The following is a 17,850-nucleotide window of genomic DNA, read 5'->3' on the forward strand; positions in this document are numbered from 1 at the left end:
TAATAGAAAATTAGGATTATTTTTGATTGATGTCAGATTCTAAAATCAAAAGTAAGTTTAAGGTTGTAAAGTACGATGCGTCTTATAAAGACCGTTGGAATTCATTTATTACTGAGGCTAAGAATAGCACCTTCTTGTTTCAAAGAGATTTTATGGATTATCACAGTGATAGGTTTGTAGATTTTTCAGTTTTAATCTTTAAGGATGAAGAATTATATGCCTTACTACCTGCAAATAAAATTGGTACAAAAGTGATTTCTCATCAAGGTTTAACTTATGGAAGCTTTGTGTTAAAGGGAAGTGCTAAGTTTTTTTATGCTTTTGAAGCATTTAGTGCAATGCTAGCCTTTTATGAAGCTGAAGGCGTACAAGAATTAGAAATACGAGTAATACCAACGTTTTATAATAAAATGCCATCTGATGAACTCGATTACTTTTTGTACAAAGCCAATGCGCAGTTATTAAAGAAAGATGTGTTAATGATTATTGATTACGCTCATAAATTGCGTTTTCAAAAAAATAGAAGAGAAGGCTTCAATAAAGCTACAAGAGCAGGATTAGAACTAAAAGTAGATTCAAATTTTGCTGGTTTTTGGAATGATGTTCTTATTCCTAACCTTAAGAATAAACATAATGTTTTTCCTGTTCATTCTCTAGAGGAGATAGAATTGTTAGCATCTCGTTTCCCTAATAATATTAAACAAGTCAATATTTATAAGGATAATAAAGTGGTTGCAGGCACAACCGTTTTCTTAACCGAAACCACAGTGCATCCACAATATGTCTCTGGTAATGTAGATAAAAATTCTTTTGGAAGTTTAGATTTGGCATACGATTATATTATTAATAAAATGTGTGAGGATAAACGCTATTTCGATTTTAATATATCAAGTGAGGATAATGGCAATAAAATAAACGAAGGTCTTATTTTCTGGAAAGAAAGCTGTGGTGCTCGCAGTCATACTGCAAACACTTATCGTATTGAAACTGCAGCTCACAAGTCGCTTCAAATTATAAAAGCATGATTTTAACCTTCACTACACTGACCAATTAATAATGCTATTTAATTCTATAGATTTTGCAATTTTTGTACCAATTGTATTTATACTTTATTGGTTTGTTTTTAAGTCTTTAAAATCTCAAAATGTCTTATTAATAATTGCCAGTTATGTATTTTATGCCTGGTGGGATTGGCGTTTTTTAGGATTAATAATAGTAAGTACACTTATAGATTATAGTATTGGTTTAGCGATTGATAAACAGACCAGCTTAAAATCTAAAAAGGCATTTTTAACTTTAAGTATTTTACTTAACTTAAGTATTCTCGGTTTCTTTAAATATTTTAACTTCTTTATAGAAAATTTCAATGCTGCTTTTCAGCTCTTTGGAAGAGATTTAGACCTAAATTATCTCAATATTATTTTACCAGTTGGTATTAGTTTTTACACGTTTCAAACTATGAGTTATTCTATAGATATCTATAGAAATAAGATAAAACCAACGACTAATCTCGTAGCTTTTGCGTCATTTGTATGTTTCTTTCCTCAATTGGTTGCTGGTCCTATAGAACGTGCCTCAAGTTTTTTACCACAAGTGCAAAAGCGACGTGTTTTTAATTATGCAAAAGCTTCGGATGGATTAAAACAAATACTTTGGGGACTTTTCAAAAAGATGGTCATAGCAGATAATTGTGCGGTTTTTGTAAATGATATTTTTGAAAATTATGCCAACTATTCAGGCAGCACATTATTGTTTGGTGCTTTTTTATTTACCATTCAGATTTATTGTGATTTTTCAGGATACTCAGATATTGCCATTGGTATTTCTAGACTGTTTGGTTTTAATTTGAAAAAGAATTTCGCATTTCCATATTTCTCTATAAACATAGCAGAATTTTGGAGACGTTGGCACATCTCATTAACCACATGGTTTAAGGATTATTTTTATATTCCTATTGGTGGAAGTAGAGGTAGTAAATGGATGCAATTACGCAATACCTTTGCTATATTTTTAGTCATTGGTCTTTGGCATGGCGCACACTGGAAATTTGTTGTTTACGGATTTATAAATGCCTTACATTTTGTACCTTATATAATTAGAGGTAAAAACACTAAGTACACATCTATAATAGCAAATAATCGATGGTTGCCAAATATAAAAGAGCTGTTCGGAATGTTTCATACGTTTCTATTTTTAGTTTTTGCCAGGATATTTTTTAGAGCAGATTCTTTGACTAGTGCAGTAGAGTTTTTGTCTGGGATATTCTCGTTTTCAGTGTTTAGTCTTCCAGATTTGTCTAATACTAGTGAGGCTTTTGTTTTATTAATCTTAATAGCTTTCTTTTTCATTATTGAATGGATTGGTAGAGCTAAAGAACATGCTTTGGAAACTGTTTTTTCAAACTATAAAATTCACTATCGTATTGTGTTTTATTATGTTTTAGTATTTCTTATTTTCTATTTCAATGGCGAAGAACAACAATTTATTTATTTTCAGTTTTAGGTATGAAAAAGTTCATAACATATACGGTTTATTTTATATGTCCTGTGATAATCATAATGGTTGTTATGGAGTTTGCATTACGACAAATACCTAATGATTATAAATTTAAGAACGAACAAATAGAATTAAAAAAAGAAGCTGTTGAGCTTCTAATTCTTGGAAGTTCTCATAGTCTGTATGGCATTAATCCAAAATATTTTACAAACGAAGCCTACAACTTATCGCATGTTTCTCAAACAATAGATTTAGATTATATTTTACTGAATAAATATATAAACGAATTGCCTAAACTAAAAACGGTTGTAATACGTTTGTCATATACCACATTGCATGAGCAATTAGATGAGAGCGCAGAGGCTTGGAGGCAAAAGGATTACAATTTGTATTACGATTTGGACGTATCAAATAAGCTGAAATTTAATAGTGAAGTACTAAGCCTAAAGCTAAAAAACAACCTTAAACGTTTAAAGAATTATTATATAGATAACGAAGACCCTATTTCGGTGACTAACTCAGGTTGGGCAAATTTTAAGACGCCTCGCGCTGATAAATCTTTAGAGGAACTTGGATTCATTGTGGCAAAAAAGCATACCGCTAAAAATGATGATTTTGTAAAAGAAAATATTGAGTATATAAAGAAAATAGCCAATCTTGGTAAAGACAACAACCTAAAGGTGATATTTGTTACCTTGCCAGCATATAAAAGTTATAGAACGCATTTAGATAAATTACAATATGAAATTGTGAGTTCAGCTGGTAAAAAATTAGAAAAGCAATTTCAAAATTGTAGCTATTTAAATTTAATGTCGGCTAAAAATTTTAATGAAGATGATTTTTACGATCCTGACCATTTAAACGCAACAGGCGCAAAAAAGCTTAGCAATTATATTAATGATTTTATTATAAATTCTAATAATTGATTAATTTGAGACATGATTAAATTTCTAGACCTAAATAAAATTAATAACCGATTCAGAAGTGAGTTTGAAGTATCCTTTAGTAAATCTTTAGATGATGCGCATTTTATTTTAGGTAAAAACGTAATAAATTTTGAGAACGAATTTGCTTCTTATTGCGGAGCACAGTTTTGTGTCGGTACTGCAAATGGTTTAGATGCGTTGACTTTAATTTTAAAGGGCTACATTCAATTAGGTAAACTGCAAAAAGGAGATAAAGTAATAGTGCCTGCGAATACATTTATTGCTACGATTTTGTCTGTTCTACATGCGGATTTAGTGCCAGTTTTAGTAGAACCTAATCCAGATAGTTATAATATTACTATAGATTCAATAAAAGAAAGTAAAGCTGATGCTAAAGCTATAATAATGGTTCATCTTTATGGACAGTTGTGTGATGTTGAAGATATCTTAGAATTTGCAGAAACCAATGACTTACTTCTAATAGAAGATGCAGCGCAAGCACATGGAGCAGAATGCAAATTGGGTATGGCAGGCAATGTTTCTCATGCAGCAGCTTTTAGTTTTTATCCTAGTAAAAATTTGGGTGCTTTAGGTGATGGAGGTGCAATCACTACGAATAATGAGGAGTTAGCTAAAGTTATACGGCATCTACGTAATTATGGTAGTAGCGAAAAATACACAAATGAGATACTTGGTTATAATAGCAGATTAGATGATATGCAAGCTGCGTTTTTAAGTATTAAACTAGGAGAATTGAATGCAGATAATAAAAGACGACGAGAAATAGCTAAAGTATATCTAAGCGAAATTAACAATCCTAAAATTAAACTGCCATTTTATAATGGTACTAAGAATCATGTGTTTTATGCATTTGTAGTAGAAGTGGACGACAGAAATGATTTTACAGAATATCTAGATAATCATAACATAGAGTGGTTAATTCATTATCCGATTCCGCCTCACAAGCAAGAAGCTTTAAGTGCGTTTTCTAATTTAGAATTTCCTGTAACTGAAAATATTCATAAAAAGATAATAAGTCTTCCTATTAGTCCTGTACTAGAAAATAATGAAGTTCAGAAGGTTGTTGAAATATTAAATTCTTATTAATTGAAGAAGTTTTTTAATCACATAAATGGCGAAAATTCAGTAAAAACTTTTGGATTAAATAGTGCAAATGTTGGACTTAAAATCTTATCAGGTATTATTATTTCAAAATTTATAGCCATTTATATTGGTCCTTATGGCATGGCATTGATAGGGAATTTGAAAAATTTTTTAAGTGCTATTCAATCTATTGCTATTTCCGGTCTTTATAGAGGTGTAGTAAAATTTATAAGTCAAGTGAAATCGGATGCTTTAGAACTTTCTAAAACATTGTCTACTGTATTCTATTTTGGCTTCTTTTCTTCCTTTTTCCTAGCATTATTATGTTATTATAATGCAGAATTTATTAGTGATGTATTGTTTTCTGAAGATTATAAATACACTAATATTATTGAAACCATGGCTATTGTTCTACCATTTTATGCGTTGAATATGTTTGCCTTTTCAATTATGAATGGGTTTTCTAAACAGAAATACTTATTAGTCATTAATATGCTATGTCAAGTTTTAGGACTTGCTGTTACTTTGTTATTAATATTTAGAGAAAATATAAATGGTGCATTGTTAGCTATTGTGATAACACCAGCATTAAACCTACTTATTACTATCGTTGGTATTGCTTTTAGAAAGAGTTTAATTACTACTATAAAGATAAAGCATATCAGTCTCTCGGTAATTAACAGGCTTAGTCCTTATATGATTATGGCATTGGTAAGTGCTATAGCCATACCAATTGTAATGGTCATTATTAGAAACTACATTATTACAGCGCTTGGTATAGAAGCTGCAGGATATTGGACAGCCATGACACGAGTTTCGGACTATTATCTTATGTTTATAAATTCGTTGATGGTTCTTTATATTTTACCTCGATTTTCGGCAATCAATTCTAAAAGTAAATTTAAAAAAGAAGTATTCAGTTTTTATAAAATTGTAATGCCAGTGTTTTTAATTCTACTATTTGTTATTTATTTAGGTAGATCGATATTAGTACCTTTATTTTTTTCTGAAGAATTTGAACCAGTAGTAGATTTGTTTGGATTTCAAATATTAGGCGATATAATGCGTGTTTTAGCAATGGTAATTGTCTATAAGTTTTTGGCAAAGAAAATGTTTGGTCATTATATTATTTTAGAAATTTTTCTATTTTTAATTATGTATGCTTCTAGTGTTTTTCTAATAGATGAATTCGGATTAAAAGGCGCAGTAATGGGACACTTTTTTAGTTATTCAATGTATTTCGCATTAATCTTATTAATTTTTAATAGTTCTTTGTTTGGCATCTTGCCAAGTGATAATTTAGAAGAAAACTAAAACGTGAAATTACCTAAGTTTATTAGTAACAATACTGTGCTTAAGATTACATCTCTTAACGCAATTGTTATATCTATTAGATTAGTTGTTTCTGTTTTTATTCAAAGAATGTTAGCCATAGCAGTTGGAGAATCTGGTATTGCAAGCATTGGGCAAGTTAGAAATGTATTGGCAATGTTAACCACCACTTCTACACTTGGTGTTTTTTCAGGCGTTGTAAAATATGTGTCTCAGTTTAAAGCAGATCAACCAGAATTATCTAAACTGTTTTCTACAGTTACACTTTTTACATTAGTAGGCAGTGTTCTGTCTTCGGCTATATTGTTTTTTGGTGCTTCATTCTTTTCAGATTATCTGTTTTATAATCAAGAGTATATCTATGTATTTCATCTCTTAGCTGTAATTATTCCTTTCATTGCAGTTAATAGAATTGTAAATGGTGTCATAAGTGGACTTTCAGATTACAAGCGTTATGCAAAAATTGAATTAATTAGTTATTTATTAGGTGCAGTAGCTTTAGTTTACGGATTGTATAATTCAGATTTAAAAGGTGTAATAATAGCCATTGCGTTAACACCAATAATTCAGTTGATAGTATTAGTTTTTGTCTTCGGTAAAACCTTGAAACAATATGTCAACTTTAGAACGTTAAACTTTAGTATTGTATATAAAAACAAGCTATTAGCTTTTACGCTAATGTCTTTTATTTCCTCGTTTTTAATTAATTATATTGAATTAGATATTAGATCCTTAGTCACAAAAGAGATTAATATTAATGAAGCTGGTTATTGGACAGCAATGACCTTTATTTCTAAAAATTACATGGTGTTTGCAACTGGTTTATTTACATTATATGTATTGCCAAAATTTGCAAACATTACAGGCAAACAAGAATTTGTAAAGGAAGTTATCAATATCTATAAAACCATTTTACCAATCTTTGCATTGGGCATGTTATTAGTATACCTGCTTAGAAATCTAATAATTCAAATAATTTATCCTGAATTTACAGGAATGGAGCCACTTTTTAAATGGCAACTATTAGGAGATTTTGTGCGTTTGAGTTCTGTGGTTTTGGCACATCAATTTTTAGCAAAGCGTTTGGTAAAAAGTTTTGTGATAACAGAATTAATATCTCTGATATTGTTTTTCGTTTTAAGTAAAATATTTATTTCATATTACGGAACAGAAGGCGTTGTATTAGCACATTTTGTGAGATACGTTATCTATTTTGTGGTTGTAATTTTTGTTATAAAACACTACTACAATAATCCGACTTTACAAAAGGAATAATAAACACTAGTGTTGTACTTGCCATTTGTCTAAATATTGCTGAGCACATTTTATATGATCGTGATGAGTCTCTACAAATTGCCTAGCATTTACTGAAATTTCAATGATTTTTTCAGGATTTAAGATTAACCATTCTAATTTTTTTGCAATGGCTTCTGCATCTGGTAAAGCATTAATAGCAGCCGTATCTTCTTCAATATTATAGTAGTCTAGCCATTCCTTTTCTGCACCAGTAAAAACGACTTTGCCTTTGGCCATGGCTTCTAAAGCATTATATCCTTGGTCGTATGCATAAACTTGGTCTAATAGTATATGTGCTTTATCAAAACTCTTAATGTAGTCTTTGTATGGTAGATCTCTTGTAATTAGGATTTCTACTTTATTGGGTAGTTTTTTTGCAAGAAGTTTTAATGCGTCATCAAAAATATCGTTACCTTTTTTTATGTAATTAAGTGTGTTGATGCCATGAAAAATTACTATCTTATTTTCTATGATGGGTAAACTATATTCAAGTTGACTTAAATCAATAGCATGCGGAATCATGCCTAAATATTTTTTATATCCAATTAAAGGAATGTGATAGTCTAAATCGTTAGAAACAACGCCTTTAATGGTATTAAAAATATGTTTATGTAAATCTATATGAGATTCCGTTAAATAACTTAGTGCAGGCGAAAAGTCTTTCTTAGTGCCTTTGTTTTCAAAATAGGGTGTTAAAATAGAATATCTAAATTTCTTATCGAAAGCATAATTAACACTTGGATAATCTAGACCAGCTGATAATAAAAAAACATTCTTATTCCAATCAGATAGCCAATTGAATATGATACGTTGGTCTTTTCTTTCGAAATCAAATATTGCTTCGTTAATAAATTGAACAACGTCATGATTTGACAATAAATGTTTTTTAGACTTTATTTGGCGCTTAATGGAGACTGCAGTTATATCAATTCCTGAAAACTTTTTAATAATTATTCTCAATTTTTTTAGAAAATAAGAATTGTAAGGATCTCTTATTTCAATGTCTACATCTACTTTTTTAAAACCATCTCTTGTACTAACTAGAATAGCATCATGTCCAAAGCTTTTTAATCCTTGTTTTATATTCCATTGCGCTCTATTATATTCACCAAAGAGTAAAACTTTCATTTATTGAGGTTTCATTTAATATCTTTATCCTTTATTTAAAGGTTATGCAAAGTAAACATAAAAAAAGAATTTGTATTGTAGCGCGTTCACTAAGTGAAGGTGGTGCGGACAGAGTTGCAGCAATGCAGTCTATTTTTCTTTCAGACTTAGGTTATGATGTTTACATAATTACTATATTAAATAGTATTGGATATCCATTTAAAGGAAAGTTATTTAACCTTGGAGCTATTAAAGAGCAAAATGATACTGTTTATGGAAGGTTTAATCGTTTTCTTTTATTCAAAAACTTTTTATCATCAAATAATATCGATGTTGTTATAGATCATCGTGTACGCAGTAAACGTTTTTCTGAATATATGATTTCAGGTTTAATTTATCCGAAATCTACTATATATGTGGTTCATAATTTTACAATAGAACTTTATTTTCCTCCAAATCAATTTTTAACAAAGTACTTTTATAAAAAAGTGAAATCAATTGTTTCAGTATCAAATGGTATTGAGAAAAAAGTTGGCGAATTATATAAGTATAAAAATTTAAAAACCATATATAATCCTATTGATTTTGAATACATAGATCGTTTAAAAGTTAAAAGTACAGAACCATTAAGCCATTATATTTTTTGGTATGGACGTTTTGAAGAAAAACAAAAAAATCTGTCACTTTTAATAGATTCATATTCAAAATCTCAACTTCCTAGTAAAAATATAAAGTTGATTCTAATGGGAGACGGTAAAGACAAAACGTTGATACATGATAATATTGTAAATTTAGAGCTTAGTGATTTTGTTGAAATTAAACCGTTTTCAGAAAATCCATTCAAATATATAAATGCTTCAAAATTTACAGTTTTAACAAGTGAATTTGAAGGTTTTCCAATGACCGTTTTAGAATCATTAGCATGCGGAATTCCTGTAATTAGTGTAGAATACAAAAACTTTGAAGATGGTGTTGTGGATAATGAATACAACGGTTTATTGGTAGAAAATCATAATCCTGAAGTGTTGGCTAATGCATTTAATCGTTTTATTAATGACGAAAAATTATATCTTCGTTGTAAAGCCAATGCTAAAAAGAGTGTAGCATCTTTTTCTGTTGAAAAGATATCTAAAGAGTGGCAAACCTTAATTGATAATTAATGAATACTAAAATAACCGATGTTACGATTATAGAAATTCCAAGAGTACATGATGAGCGTGGCTTATTGGCTGTTATAGAAAAAGAAACTATTCCATTTAAAATTGAGCGCGTATACTATTTATATGATGTGCCTTCTGATGCTTTTAGAGGAGGACATGCTCATAAGAAACTCTATCAGCTTATTATTCCCTTATCTGGTAGTTTCAATGTGCTATTAAAGGATGGAAAAGAAAGTAAAACGGTTTATCTCAATAAGCCACACAAAGGCTTATTAATTGTGCCTGGTATTTGGCGAGAAATTGATAATTTCTCTTCAGGTTGTGTGTGTTTGGTATTAGCATCTTCAGTGTATAATGAGGATGATTATATTAGAGATTTCAATGAGTTTTTAGCTTTTAAAAAGGTATAGATAGATTTTACTCCTAATGATATAGGGTCTAATTTTATTTAGCGATTGTAATAAGAACGTCGGTGTCTTTAATAAGGTTTTTTGTTTGAAATTTAAATTATTATAATTTATAGTTGTTAAAGTGTCTTTGTAAATATTAGTTTCTCCATTGATTTTTGTTCTCAGAGCTAATCCATAGCGCTTTATATCCAAATATTTTTTTAAATATAAATTGTCTTTTTCATATGCTGTAAAGGAATTAAATAATATAAATCGAGCTGCATTGTCCTCAAACTTTCCTAAACTCCCATCAATAGATTTATCGTAAATCATTGTAATTTCCGGATTAAAAACTATTGGTTCGTTTAACGCGATTCTAATCCATAAATCGAGATCTTGACTACTTAAGTAAATAGGATTGAACATGCCGTAATCTATAAATTTAGATTTTTCCATTGCTGCAGCAGATGTCCAAACAATTGTGTCACAAAGGCTTGCCTTGAAAAAATCTTCTATAATAATTGGCTGCTTTGTATTATTTACAATATTTATTTTTGCGGGAACAATATGATCCTTATTATGCTTTATACAGTAGTTATTAGCGTAAAGACCGGCTTTTGGATGTAGTGATATACTTGCTTTTAAGCAATTTAGATGGTTGTTTTTCCATATGTCATCTGCGTCTAAAAACGCTACGTATTTAGCCGTCGCAAAATTTACACCATTATTTCTCGCTGCACTAGCTCCTGAATTTTTCTGATGAAAAATCTTAATTTTAGATGATAAAAATGTCTTTATTATACGGACGCTATTATCCGTTGAACCATCATCTATAATGATAATTTCATAATCATCAAAATCTTGATTTAAGGCGCTTTTAAGGCAGTCAGATATATAATCTTCCTTATTATACAAAGGAATTACAATCGAAAAAAATGGCATATTATTCATTTGCTAGTAATTGATTAGCAATCGTTTTGGAGGACTTTAAATTTTTGTCCGTTATAGCACCTTGCAGTAAAACAGTATTGAATAGTTCGTTTTTAAAAGTATCAATTTTTAATTTGTTAGGTTCATGGTTTAAAGCCTTTTCTAAAAGTTTTGATAGCTCCTTTTTATCTTCAACCTTAAAGCAAAGGTCTTTGTGATCATAAAAGGCATTGCCTAAAACAACAACAGGTTTATATTTAAATATGGCTTCAATACCAACTGTAGAATTATTAACTAAAACAATTTTTGCAGTATCTAAGGCAGTATTCAAACTCATTTCGTTATCAATTTGAATGTTATTGCTATTGATAAATTGATATAAACTGGAGTCGTATTTGTTTTTATAAAGAGGATGCTCTCTCACTATTAATTTTACCTTATTTGGCAAGTTAGTATAGACGTCTTTTAGTATTTCTGTATGAGATTTATAATTAGGACTGTGATTAATCATATTAACATCTAAGGGTACTTGCAAAATCAGTAATACAAAATTTTGATGTTGAGTGTGTTTATCATTTATGTTAGAAGCCTTAGGTTTGTAACTGTTTAAATCACTGTATTTTAAATCTGGCGGATACAATGACGTGTTTTCAAACAAAGTCATTAGAACGATATCTAAACCACGATATATTGGTGATCTCTTATATTTTTTGGTGTTAGTTCTGTAACTATCTGAATAATCTGTGTAGTCGGTATTTATAGTAATCGTTTTCTTGCGTATACTGATATTTGCATTTACACCTTTGTCATCAAAAAAGGTGGTGTTAAAAGGACCTTGTTCAATGTAAAAGACTTTTATGTTTTTACTTTTTGCTACAGCAATTGCAATTTCTATACAAAGTCTTGAGTCGCCAATGGTAATTAGATAGTTCGGTTGTTCTGTTGTGAATTGAGCATCAAATATGTCAATATACGCTAAGGTTTGCAGCTGTAATGATGTGGTGGATATCTTGTTACTTAAAGCAGTGTGGAATTTATAATATTTATGAAACTCAATAGACTTATAATGGTCTTGGGAAGAAATAATTTTAACGTAATGTTTTCGTTTGCGCTTTGCCAATATCCAAGCTTTTGCAGTAACCCAAGTACTCGGTTTTAGCCGCAAAAATGTATAAAGAAAACCACTAACATAGAGGCTGTAAACTTTTAAGCTAATTTTTGAATTGTTTTTAGCTTTTAGTTGACGCTCAATATCAAGATAAAATCTAGAAAATTTATCTAATGTACTAAGGCAAATGACTTTCATGTATGGCTAAGACCTCTAGTTTTGTAATTGGAGTACAATGTAATTAAATTATAAATGAAGGTCAAAGACTTTAGCATTAAACGAATTTAATTTATCTTGCAATAGCTTTAAATTAGTGACCATTGAATTACACTTCCGAAGAAATAATTAATCATATTTGTGATAAAATCGTAGCTCAAAGAGCTGAGATTTTAAACACTTACAATGCGTCTCAATCTAGCATTGGTTATTTCTATATCGATAATTTATTGCCAGAAGATATTGCAAAAGCATGTTATAAAGTGTTTCCTAATAAAAGCGACATGCGCTGTTTAAATACCATAAGGGAATATAAATATGTATCTGCCCAAATGAACAATCACAACCCTTTGTTAGAAAAAGTGATTTATGCTTTTCAAGATGTGCGCGTGGTTAAATTAATTGGTAGTATTTGTGAAATTGAAATGTTATATGCTGATAATTCACTTTATGCAGGAGGATTGTCACTTATGGCAGATCAGAATTTTTTAAATCCACATTTAGATAATTCTCATGATGCTGAACGCGAACGTTGGCGCGTTTTAAATCTGCTATATTATGTTACGCCAAATTGGGAGTTAAAAAATGGAGGACATTTAGAGCTTTGGCCAAATGGTCCAAAGAGAAATCCTATTGTAGTAGAAAGTAAATTTAATCGTTTAGTTGTAATGGCTACACATGATGCATCTTGGCATTCTGTAAATAAGGTTAACTCTGTAGATGTGGCGAGATGTTGTATTTCTAATTATTATTTTAGTCCAAATGCCTTAAAGGAATCCGATAAATTTCATGTTACTAAATATAAAGGAAGACCAGACGAGACTATCAAAAACATTATTCTTGATACGGATGCCAAATTAAGAACTTTAGTACGAAAGGTGTTTAAAAAAGGCGTCCGAAAAAATCCTCACATTTATAAAAAGGATTCTGATTCTTAGATATTAAGATAAGGATTATCTAATACGCGTTTAGCATCGTTTCTTTGCGTTTCAAATCTATATGGATGGTCTAACACATGAAAATAGTAGATCTGCTTAGTCCAATTAGAATTCTTGAATAAACGTTTGTTTACTAAAAATTTATGGTAAGAGATATTTCTTAATTTCTGTGCTTCGTTAAACTCCTTTATAGCCAATAACTCTCCAGATTTGTCATTATGGTTTTCCATAAAGATATCATCAAAATATATATAAGTTAGAGGTAAAAACAGATTAGGGTCTTCCTTGAATAATTCTAGAACTTCCATGGTAGAACTATAATAATCGACATCAATAGACACAAATCCTATGGGTGTTTTTGAAGATGTAGACGTTAAAAATTCTTTTAAAGTTTCCTTAATTGGTCCTATGAATAATTGTGCTTTTCCTTTTATTCGTTCTTCAAGTAGATCTCTATTCATAGGGAAATCTCCTGTATTGTAATACTCAGGATGATCTCTATAATCTATAGGTTCTGGCATACCTTTACCAGTATCAAAACCATAAATATTTATTTTAATTCCGGTGGTATTAGTTACTTTTTCAGCAACTTTAATCATGTTCATTAATCCACTACCATGAGCAACTCCAAATTCTAAAATACTAATCTCTGTAAAACCACGTGCTTTGCCTTGATCTGCAGCTTTTAAAATACTGTAAGCATGATGAGGTCTTAAAACCAAATCATACAATACTTTACTTCTAAAAGAACCAAATAGAAATACAAAAAAGCTTATGATGTTTAAATGTAAAGGTTCTGATAATCGTTCTTTGTAGATCCTTGTCCAGATGCGTTTTTGAGTTAATCGTTTTAATAAAAAACTCATATTTTAACTCTTACGTTGTACTACCTCAAAAACTTTGTTTTCGTCGCATTTTAAGGTTTTACTTGGGTATTTTAATAGTAAAGCATAATCATGAGTAGCCATTAAAATAGTGTTTCCATTTTTATTAATGTCTTGCAGAACTTCCATAACCTCAATACTAGTTTGAGGATCTAAGTTTCCTGTTGGTTCATCTGCCAAAATAAGTTCTGGATCATTCAGTAACGCACGTGCAATGGCAATACGCTGTTGCTCGCCACCAGAAAGTTCATGAGGATATTTAAACCCTTTTGTTTTCATAGCAACTTTATCTAAAACTGTATCAATTCTGTCTTTAATACGTTCCTTATCTTTCCAACCTGTGGCTTTTAAAACAAATTCTAAATTACCCATTATTGTTCTGTCTGGTAATAATTTAAAATCCTGAAATACGATACCTAATTTTCGTCTTAGAAAAGGGATATCCTTTTCCTTCATAGTTTTTAAGTTAAAATCTACTACAGAGCCTTCGCCTTCTGTTAATTGCAAATCGCCGTAAAGGGTTTGCATAAAGCTACTTTTTCCACTTCCTGTTTTTCCTATGAGGTAAACAAAGTCGCCTTTTTGCATTTCAAAGTTAATCTTAGAAAGTACCATGCTTTCGCCTTGGTAAATGGTAGCATCTTTTAGTTCTAAAACCGTTTCAGACATAGTGTTGATATAAAAATTTTGGTAAGTGTAAATGTATTGCTTAAAATTTCAAATGCCAAAAGCTGTAAGTTAATTTATGAAACTAAAACGAAAGCATCAACCTAAAAGTACCTGAGCAAAGAACTCTTGAGTAAATATTAATAACTCCGTGTATAATTATAAGCAAATTCTATCGTTATAGATTTGGTATTGAATTATATTTGATGCTAAATTAAATCATTCAAAAAATTGTAAAATAATGGTGTTACTCAAAAAACAGTTAATCATCGTTTTTCTAGTTTTTACATCACTTTTAATGGCACAAAAATCTGCCGTTTACACTAGTGATTTACAAGACTATCAAAAGGCTTTAACCTTATATAATAATAAACAGTATAACGCATCTCAATCTTTATTTCGGGATATAAAAAAGGATACAGATGATATTACAATTCAATCGGATTGTGCGTATTATATCGCCAACTGCGCTGTACGTTTAAACCAGAAAAATGCTGACGATTTAATTACCGATTTTGTAGATGAATATCCTACAAGTACTAAAAGAAATACGGCCTTTTTAGATGTTGCAGATTATTATTTTAATAATGGTAAATATGCATATGCCAGAAAATGGTATGAGCGTGTAGATGAACGTAGTATTGCTCGTTCAGAAAAAGAACGTTTCAATTTTAATTATGGCTATTCACTATACTCTACTAAAGAAGAAAAGAAAGCAACTAAATATTTAAACCGCGTTGTAAATTCTAAAGAATACGGATCACAAGCCAAATATTATATTGGATTTTTGGCTTACCAAGGTGATGATTATGATACAGCTAACGAATATTTTGATCAAGTGAGTGATAATGAAAAGTATAAAGAGAAGTTATCTTATTATCAAGCAGATTTAAATTTTAAACTTGGTAAGTTTGAAAAAGCCATTGAGCTAGCAGAGGCACAATTACCAAAAAGTAATGCAGCTGAGAAATCTGAACTTTCTAAGATTATTGGTGAAAGCTATTTTAATCTAGAAAAATACACAGAAGCAATTCCTTATTTAAAAGAATACAAAGGCAAAAAACGTAAATGGAATAATACGGATTATTACCAATTGGGTTACGCATATTACAAGCAAAATGATTTTGAAAGTGCTATTTCAGAATTCAATAAAATTATTGGAGGCGACAATTCTGTTGCACAAAATGCTTATTACCATTTAGGTGAAAGCTATATCAATTTAGATAAAAAACAAGAAGCTTTAAATGCGTTTAGAAATGCATCTCAAATGGATTATGATTTAAAAATTCAGGAAGATGCATGGTTAAATTATGCAAAGATTAGTTATGAAATTGGCAATCCTTATCAGTCAGTACCTCAAGTTTTAACAGGTTACTTAGAGCAATATCCAAATTCTGGTTATAAAGAAGAGATTGAAACACTTTTAATAGATTCTTACATTACGTCTAAAAACTATAAGGAAGCTTTAGTGTTGTTAAAAGGAAAAAATAGTTTTGAGAATAAAGCTGCGTATCAAAAGGTAGCCTTTTTTAGAGCTGTAGAATTGTATAATGAAAATAAATTCAATGAGGCTTTAGATTTGTTTAAAGGATCTTTAAAAGAATCAATTGACCCAGTTTATGTCGCTAGAGCTACGTTTTGGAAAGCCGAAACGGAATACAACCTTACGGATTATAATAAAGCTTTAATTGGTTTTAAGCAGTTTGCAGGATTAACTGAAGCGTCAAGTTTAGAGGAAAATGAAAACCTTAATTACAACTTAGCTTACACGTATTTTAAGTTGAAAGAATATACAAATGCATCTAGTTATTTTGACAAATTTATAATAGCTAACGCATCAGATTTATTAAGAAAAAACGATGCTTATTTAAGATTAGCAGATGGTTATTTTGTTTCTAGCAATTATAATGATGCTATTTCGGCGTACAAAAAAGCGATTCAGATTAATAAAATAGAATCTGATTATGCGGCATTTCAAATTGCAATGAGTCAAGGTTATTTGGGTAAAGGGTCGTCAAAAATTTCAGAATTAAAATCTTTTATTAATGATTATCCAAAGTCGGCTTTGCGAGATGATGCTATGTACGAGTTGGCTAATTCTTATGTAAAGGCAAGCGATACAGATAAGGCGATGCAAATGTATGATCGTTTAAATTCTGAGTATAGTAGAAGTGCGTTTACATCTAAGGCATTGTTGCGTCAAGGGTTAGTGTATTATAACGGAAATGATAATGAGCGTGCTTTAAGTAAGTTTAAGAAAGTAGCTACAGATTTTCCTGGTTCTGGTGAGGCAGTACAAGCCGTGTCAACAGTAAGATTAATTTATATTGATTTAGGTCGTGTAGATGAATATGCAACTTGGGTTAGAACATTAGATTATGTTGAGGTTACAGATGTAGACTTAGATAATGCAACATATTTAGCAGCAGAAAAACCATATTTAGATAACGAAACGGATAAAGCAATTCGTCAGTTCAATACCTATTTAAATGAGTTTCCTAAAGGGATTCACAGTTTGAAAGCTCATTTTTACTTAGCGCAATTGTATTATAAAAAGGAGCTTTTAGAAAATGCACAGCCACACTATAAAGCTGTGGTACAAGCTTCAAAATCTGAATATACAGAGCAAGCAACCGTTAAGCTTTGTGAGATTTATTTAGATGATTCTAATTGGAGTGAAGCCATACCTGTTTTAAAAAGCTTAGAGTTAGAAGCAGATTATCCACAAAATGTCATCTATGCGCAGTCTAACCTGATGAATGCTTATTACCAAACGGAAGATTATTCAAAAGCAGAAAGTTATGCTGATAAAGTGCTGAGCAATTCAAATTTAGATAACAAAATAAAAAGCGATGCTAAATTAATCATAGCTCGATCTGCCATAAAAACAGGAAACGAAACTAAAGCAAAAACGGCATATGCTGAGGTTGAAAAAATTGCAGCTGGTAGTGTGGCAGCAGAAGCTTTATTTTACAATGGTTATTTTAAAAACAAAGCTGGTGAATATGAAGCATCCAATACTGTTATTCAGAGATTAGCTAAGGATTATGGAAGCTACAAATTGTATAGTGCAAAAGGCTTAGTAGTTATGGCTAAGAATTTCTATGCTTTAGGAGATGCATTTCAAGCCACATACATACTAGAAAGTGTGATTAGTAACTTTCCAGATTTTATAGAGGTTGTAAATGAAGCGCAACAAGAATTAAACAAAATAAAAGCAGAAGAAGCAAAAACGAATTCATCAATTGAGACTGAAGACTAACAAATTCCTTTGAAAAAGGGAATCTCTTAGTTGAAG

General features: G+C 30.3%; 15 protein-coding genes. 10 read left to right on the top strand and 5 right to left on the bottom strand.

The features are described 5' to 3' along the window. The first annotated feature begins 29 nt into the window (after positions 1–29). Genes Q0891_RS15225 through Q0891_RS15250 form a run of 6 tightly spaced genes read left to right on the top strand, consistent with a single transcriptional unit; the run spans position 30 to position 7,133 of the window. Positions 30–1,025 carry a GNAT family N-acetyltransferase gene (locus Q0891_RS15225; protein ID WP_299103003.1) on the top strand — a complete coding sequence of 332 codons (996 nt, stop codon included), beginning with the start codon at positions 30–32 and terminating at the stop codon, positions 1,023–1,025. Between the two features lie 31 nt (positions 1,026–1,056). Next, entirely contained in the window at positions 1,057–2,502 is a 1,446-nt protein-coding gene (locus Q0891_RS15230) for an MBOAT family O-acyltransferase (RefSeq protein ID WP_299103005.1), read from the top strand. Between the two features lie 2 nt (positions 2,503–2,504). Next, positions 2,505–3,422: a hypothetical protein gene (locus Q0891_RS15235; RefSeq protein ID WP_299103006.1), complete on the top strand. Its 918-nt coding sequence runs from the start codon at positions 2,505–2,507 to the stop codon at positions 3,420–3,422. Positions 3,423–3,434: 12 nt separating this feature from the next. Continuing rightward, complete coding sequence (locus tag Q0891_RS15240) at positions 3,435–4,529, top strand: DegT/DnrJ/EryC1/StrS aminotransferase family protein (RefSeq protein ID WP_299103008.1); 1,095 nt, start codon at positions 3,435–3,437, stop codon at positions 4,527–4,529. Continuing rightward, positions 4,530–5,840, top strand: a complete 1,311-nt coding sequence (locus tag Q0891_RS15245) for an O-antigen translocase (protein ID WP_299103010.1) — start codon at positions 4,530–4,532, stop codon at positions 5,838–5,840. It begins immediately after the preceding gene. Positions 5,841–5,843: 3 nt separating this feature from the next. Beyond that, the gene (locus Q0891_RS15250; RefSeq protein ID WP_299103013.1) at positions 5,844–7,133 is read left to right on the top strand and encodes an O-antigen translocase; all 1,290 of its coding nucleotides are present in this window, start codon (positions 5,844–5,846) and stop codon (positions 7,131–7,133) included. Positions 7,134–7,139: 6 nt separating this feature from the next. On the opposite strand, the gene Q0891_RS15255 is transcribed toward Q0891_RS15250, so the two are convergent. Further along, a complete protein-coding gene (locus Q0891_RS15255) occupies positions 7,140–8,282 on the bottom strand; it encodes a glycosyltransferase (RefSeq protein WP_299103015.1) in 1,143 nt (380 codons plus the stop codon). A 44-nt stretch (positions 8,283–8,326) separates the two neighbouring features. Here Q0891_RS15255 and Q0891_RS15260 point away from each other — a divergent pair, with 44 nt between their 5' ends. Both Q0891_RS15260 and Q0891_RS15265 read left to right on the top strand, forming a co-directional pair. Beyond that, complete coding sequence (locus tag Q0891_RS15260) at positions 8,327–9,421, top strand: glycosyltransferase (protein WP_299103016.1); 1,095 nt, start codon at positions 8,327–8,329, stop codon at positions 9,419–9,421. Beyond that, positions 9,421–9,831 (top strand): FdtA/QdtA family cupin domain-containing protein, encoded by a 411-nt coding sequence (locus Q0891_RS15265; RefSeq protein WP_299103018.1) that lies wholly within the window; start codon positions 9,421–9,423, stop codon positions 9,829–9,831. The genes Q0891_RS15260 and Q0891_RS15265 overlap by 1 nt, the downstream gene beginning before the upstream one ends. On the opposite strand, the gene Q0891_RS15270 is transcribed toward Q0891_RS15265, so the two are convergent. After that, a complete protein-coding gene (locus Q0891_RS15270) occupies positions 9,811–10,752 on the bottom strand; it encodes a glycosyltransferase family 2 protein (protein WP_299103020.1) in 942 nt (313 codons plus the stop codon). The genes Q0891_RS15265 and Q0891_RS15270 overlap by 21 nt on opposite strands. Position 10,753: 1 nt before the next feature. Further along, on the bottom strand, positions 10,754–12,046 hold the full coding sequence (locus Q0891_RS15275) for a hypothetical protein (RefSeq protein ID WP_299103022.1): 1,293 nt from the start codon (positions 12,044–12,046) through the stop codon (positions 10,754–10,756). Positions 12,047–12,168: 122 nt separating this feature from the next. On the opposite strand from Q0891_RS15275, the gene Q0891_RS15280 reads away from it, so the two are divergent. After that, the gene (locus Q0891_RS15280; RefSeq protein ID WP_299103024.1) at positions 12,169–13,002 is read left to right on the top strand and encodes a 2OG-Fe(II) oxygenase; all 834 of its coding nucleotides are present in this window, start codon (positions 12,169–12,171) and stop codon (positions 13,000–13,002) included. Here Q0891_RS15280 and Q0891_RS15285 read toward each other — a convergent pair. Then, on the bottom strand, positions 12,999–13,868 hold the full coding sequence (locus Q0891_RS15285; RefSeq protein ID WP_299103026.1) for a hypothetical protein: 870 nt from the start codon (positions 13,866–13,868) through the stop codon (positions 12,999–13,001). The genes Q0891_RS15280 and Q0891_RS15285 overlap by 4 nt on opposite strands. Before the next feature lie 3 nt (positions 13,869–13,871). Beyond that, positions 13,872–14,555: a cell division ATP-binding protein FtsE gene (locus Q0891_RS15290; protein WP_299103028.1), complete on the bottom strand. Its 684-nt coding sequence runs from the start codon at positions 14,553–14,555 to the stop codon at positions 13,872–13,874. 238 nt (positions 14,556–14,793) lie between these two features. Between Q0891_RS15290 and Q0891_RS15295 the strand changes: the two genes are divergently transcribed. Then, positions 14,794–17,814, top strand: coding sequence for a tetratricopeptide repeat protein (locus Q0891_RS15295; RefSeq protein WP_299103030.1), 3,021 nt, complete (start codon positions 14,794–14,796; stop codon positions 17,812–17,814). Positions 17,815–17,850: the final 36 nt, after the last annotated feature.

Source organism: uncultured Winogradskyella sp., from assembly GCF_947498005.1.
GTDB lineage: Bacteria > Bacteroidota > Bacteroidia > Flavobacteriales > Flavobacteriaceae > Winogradskyella.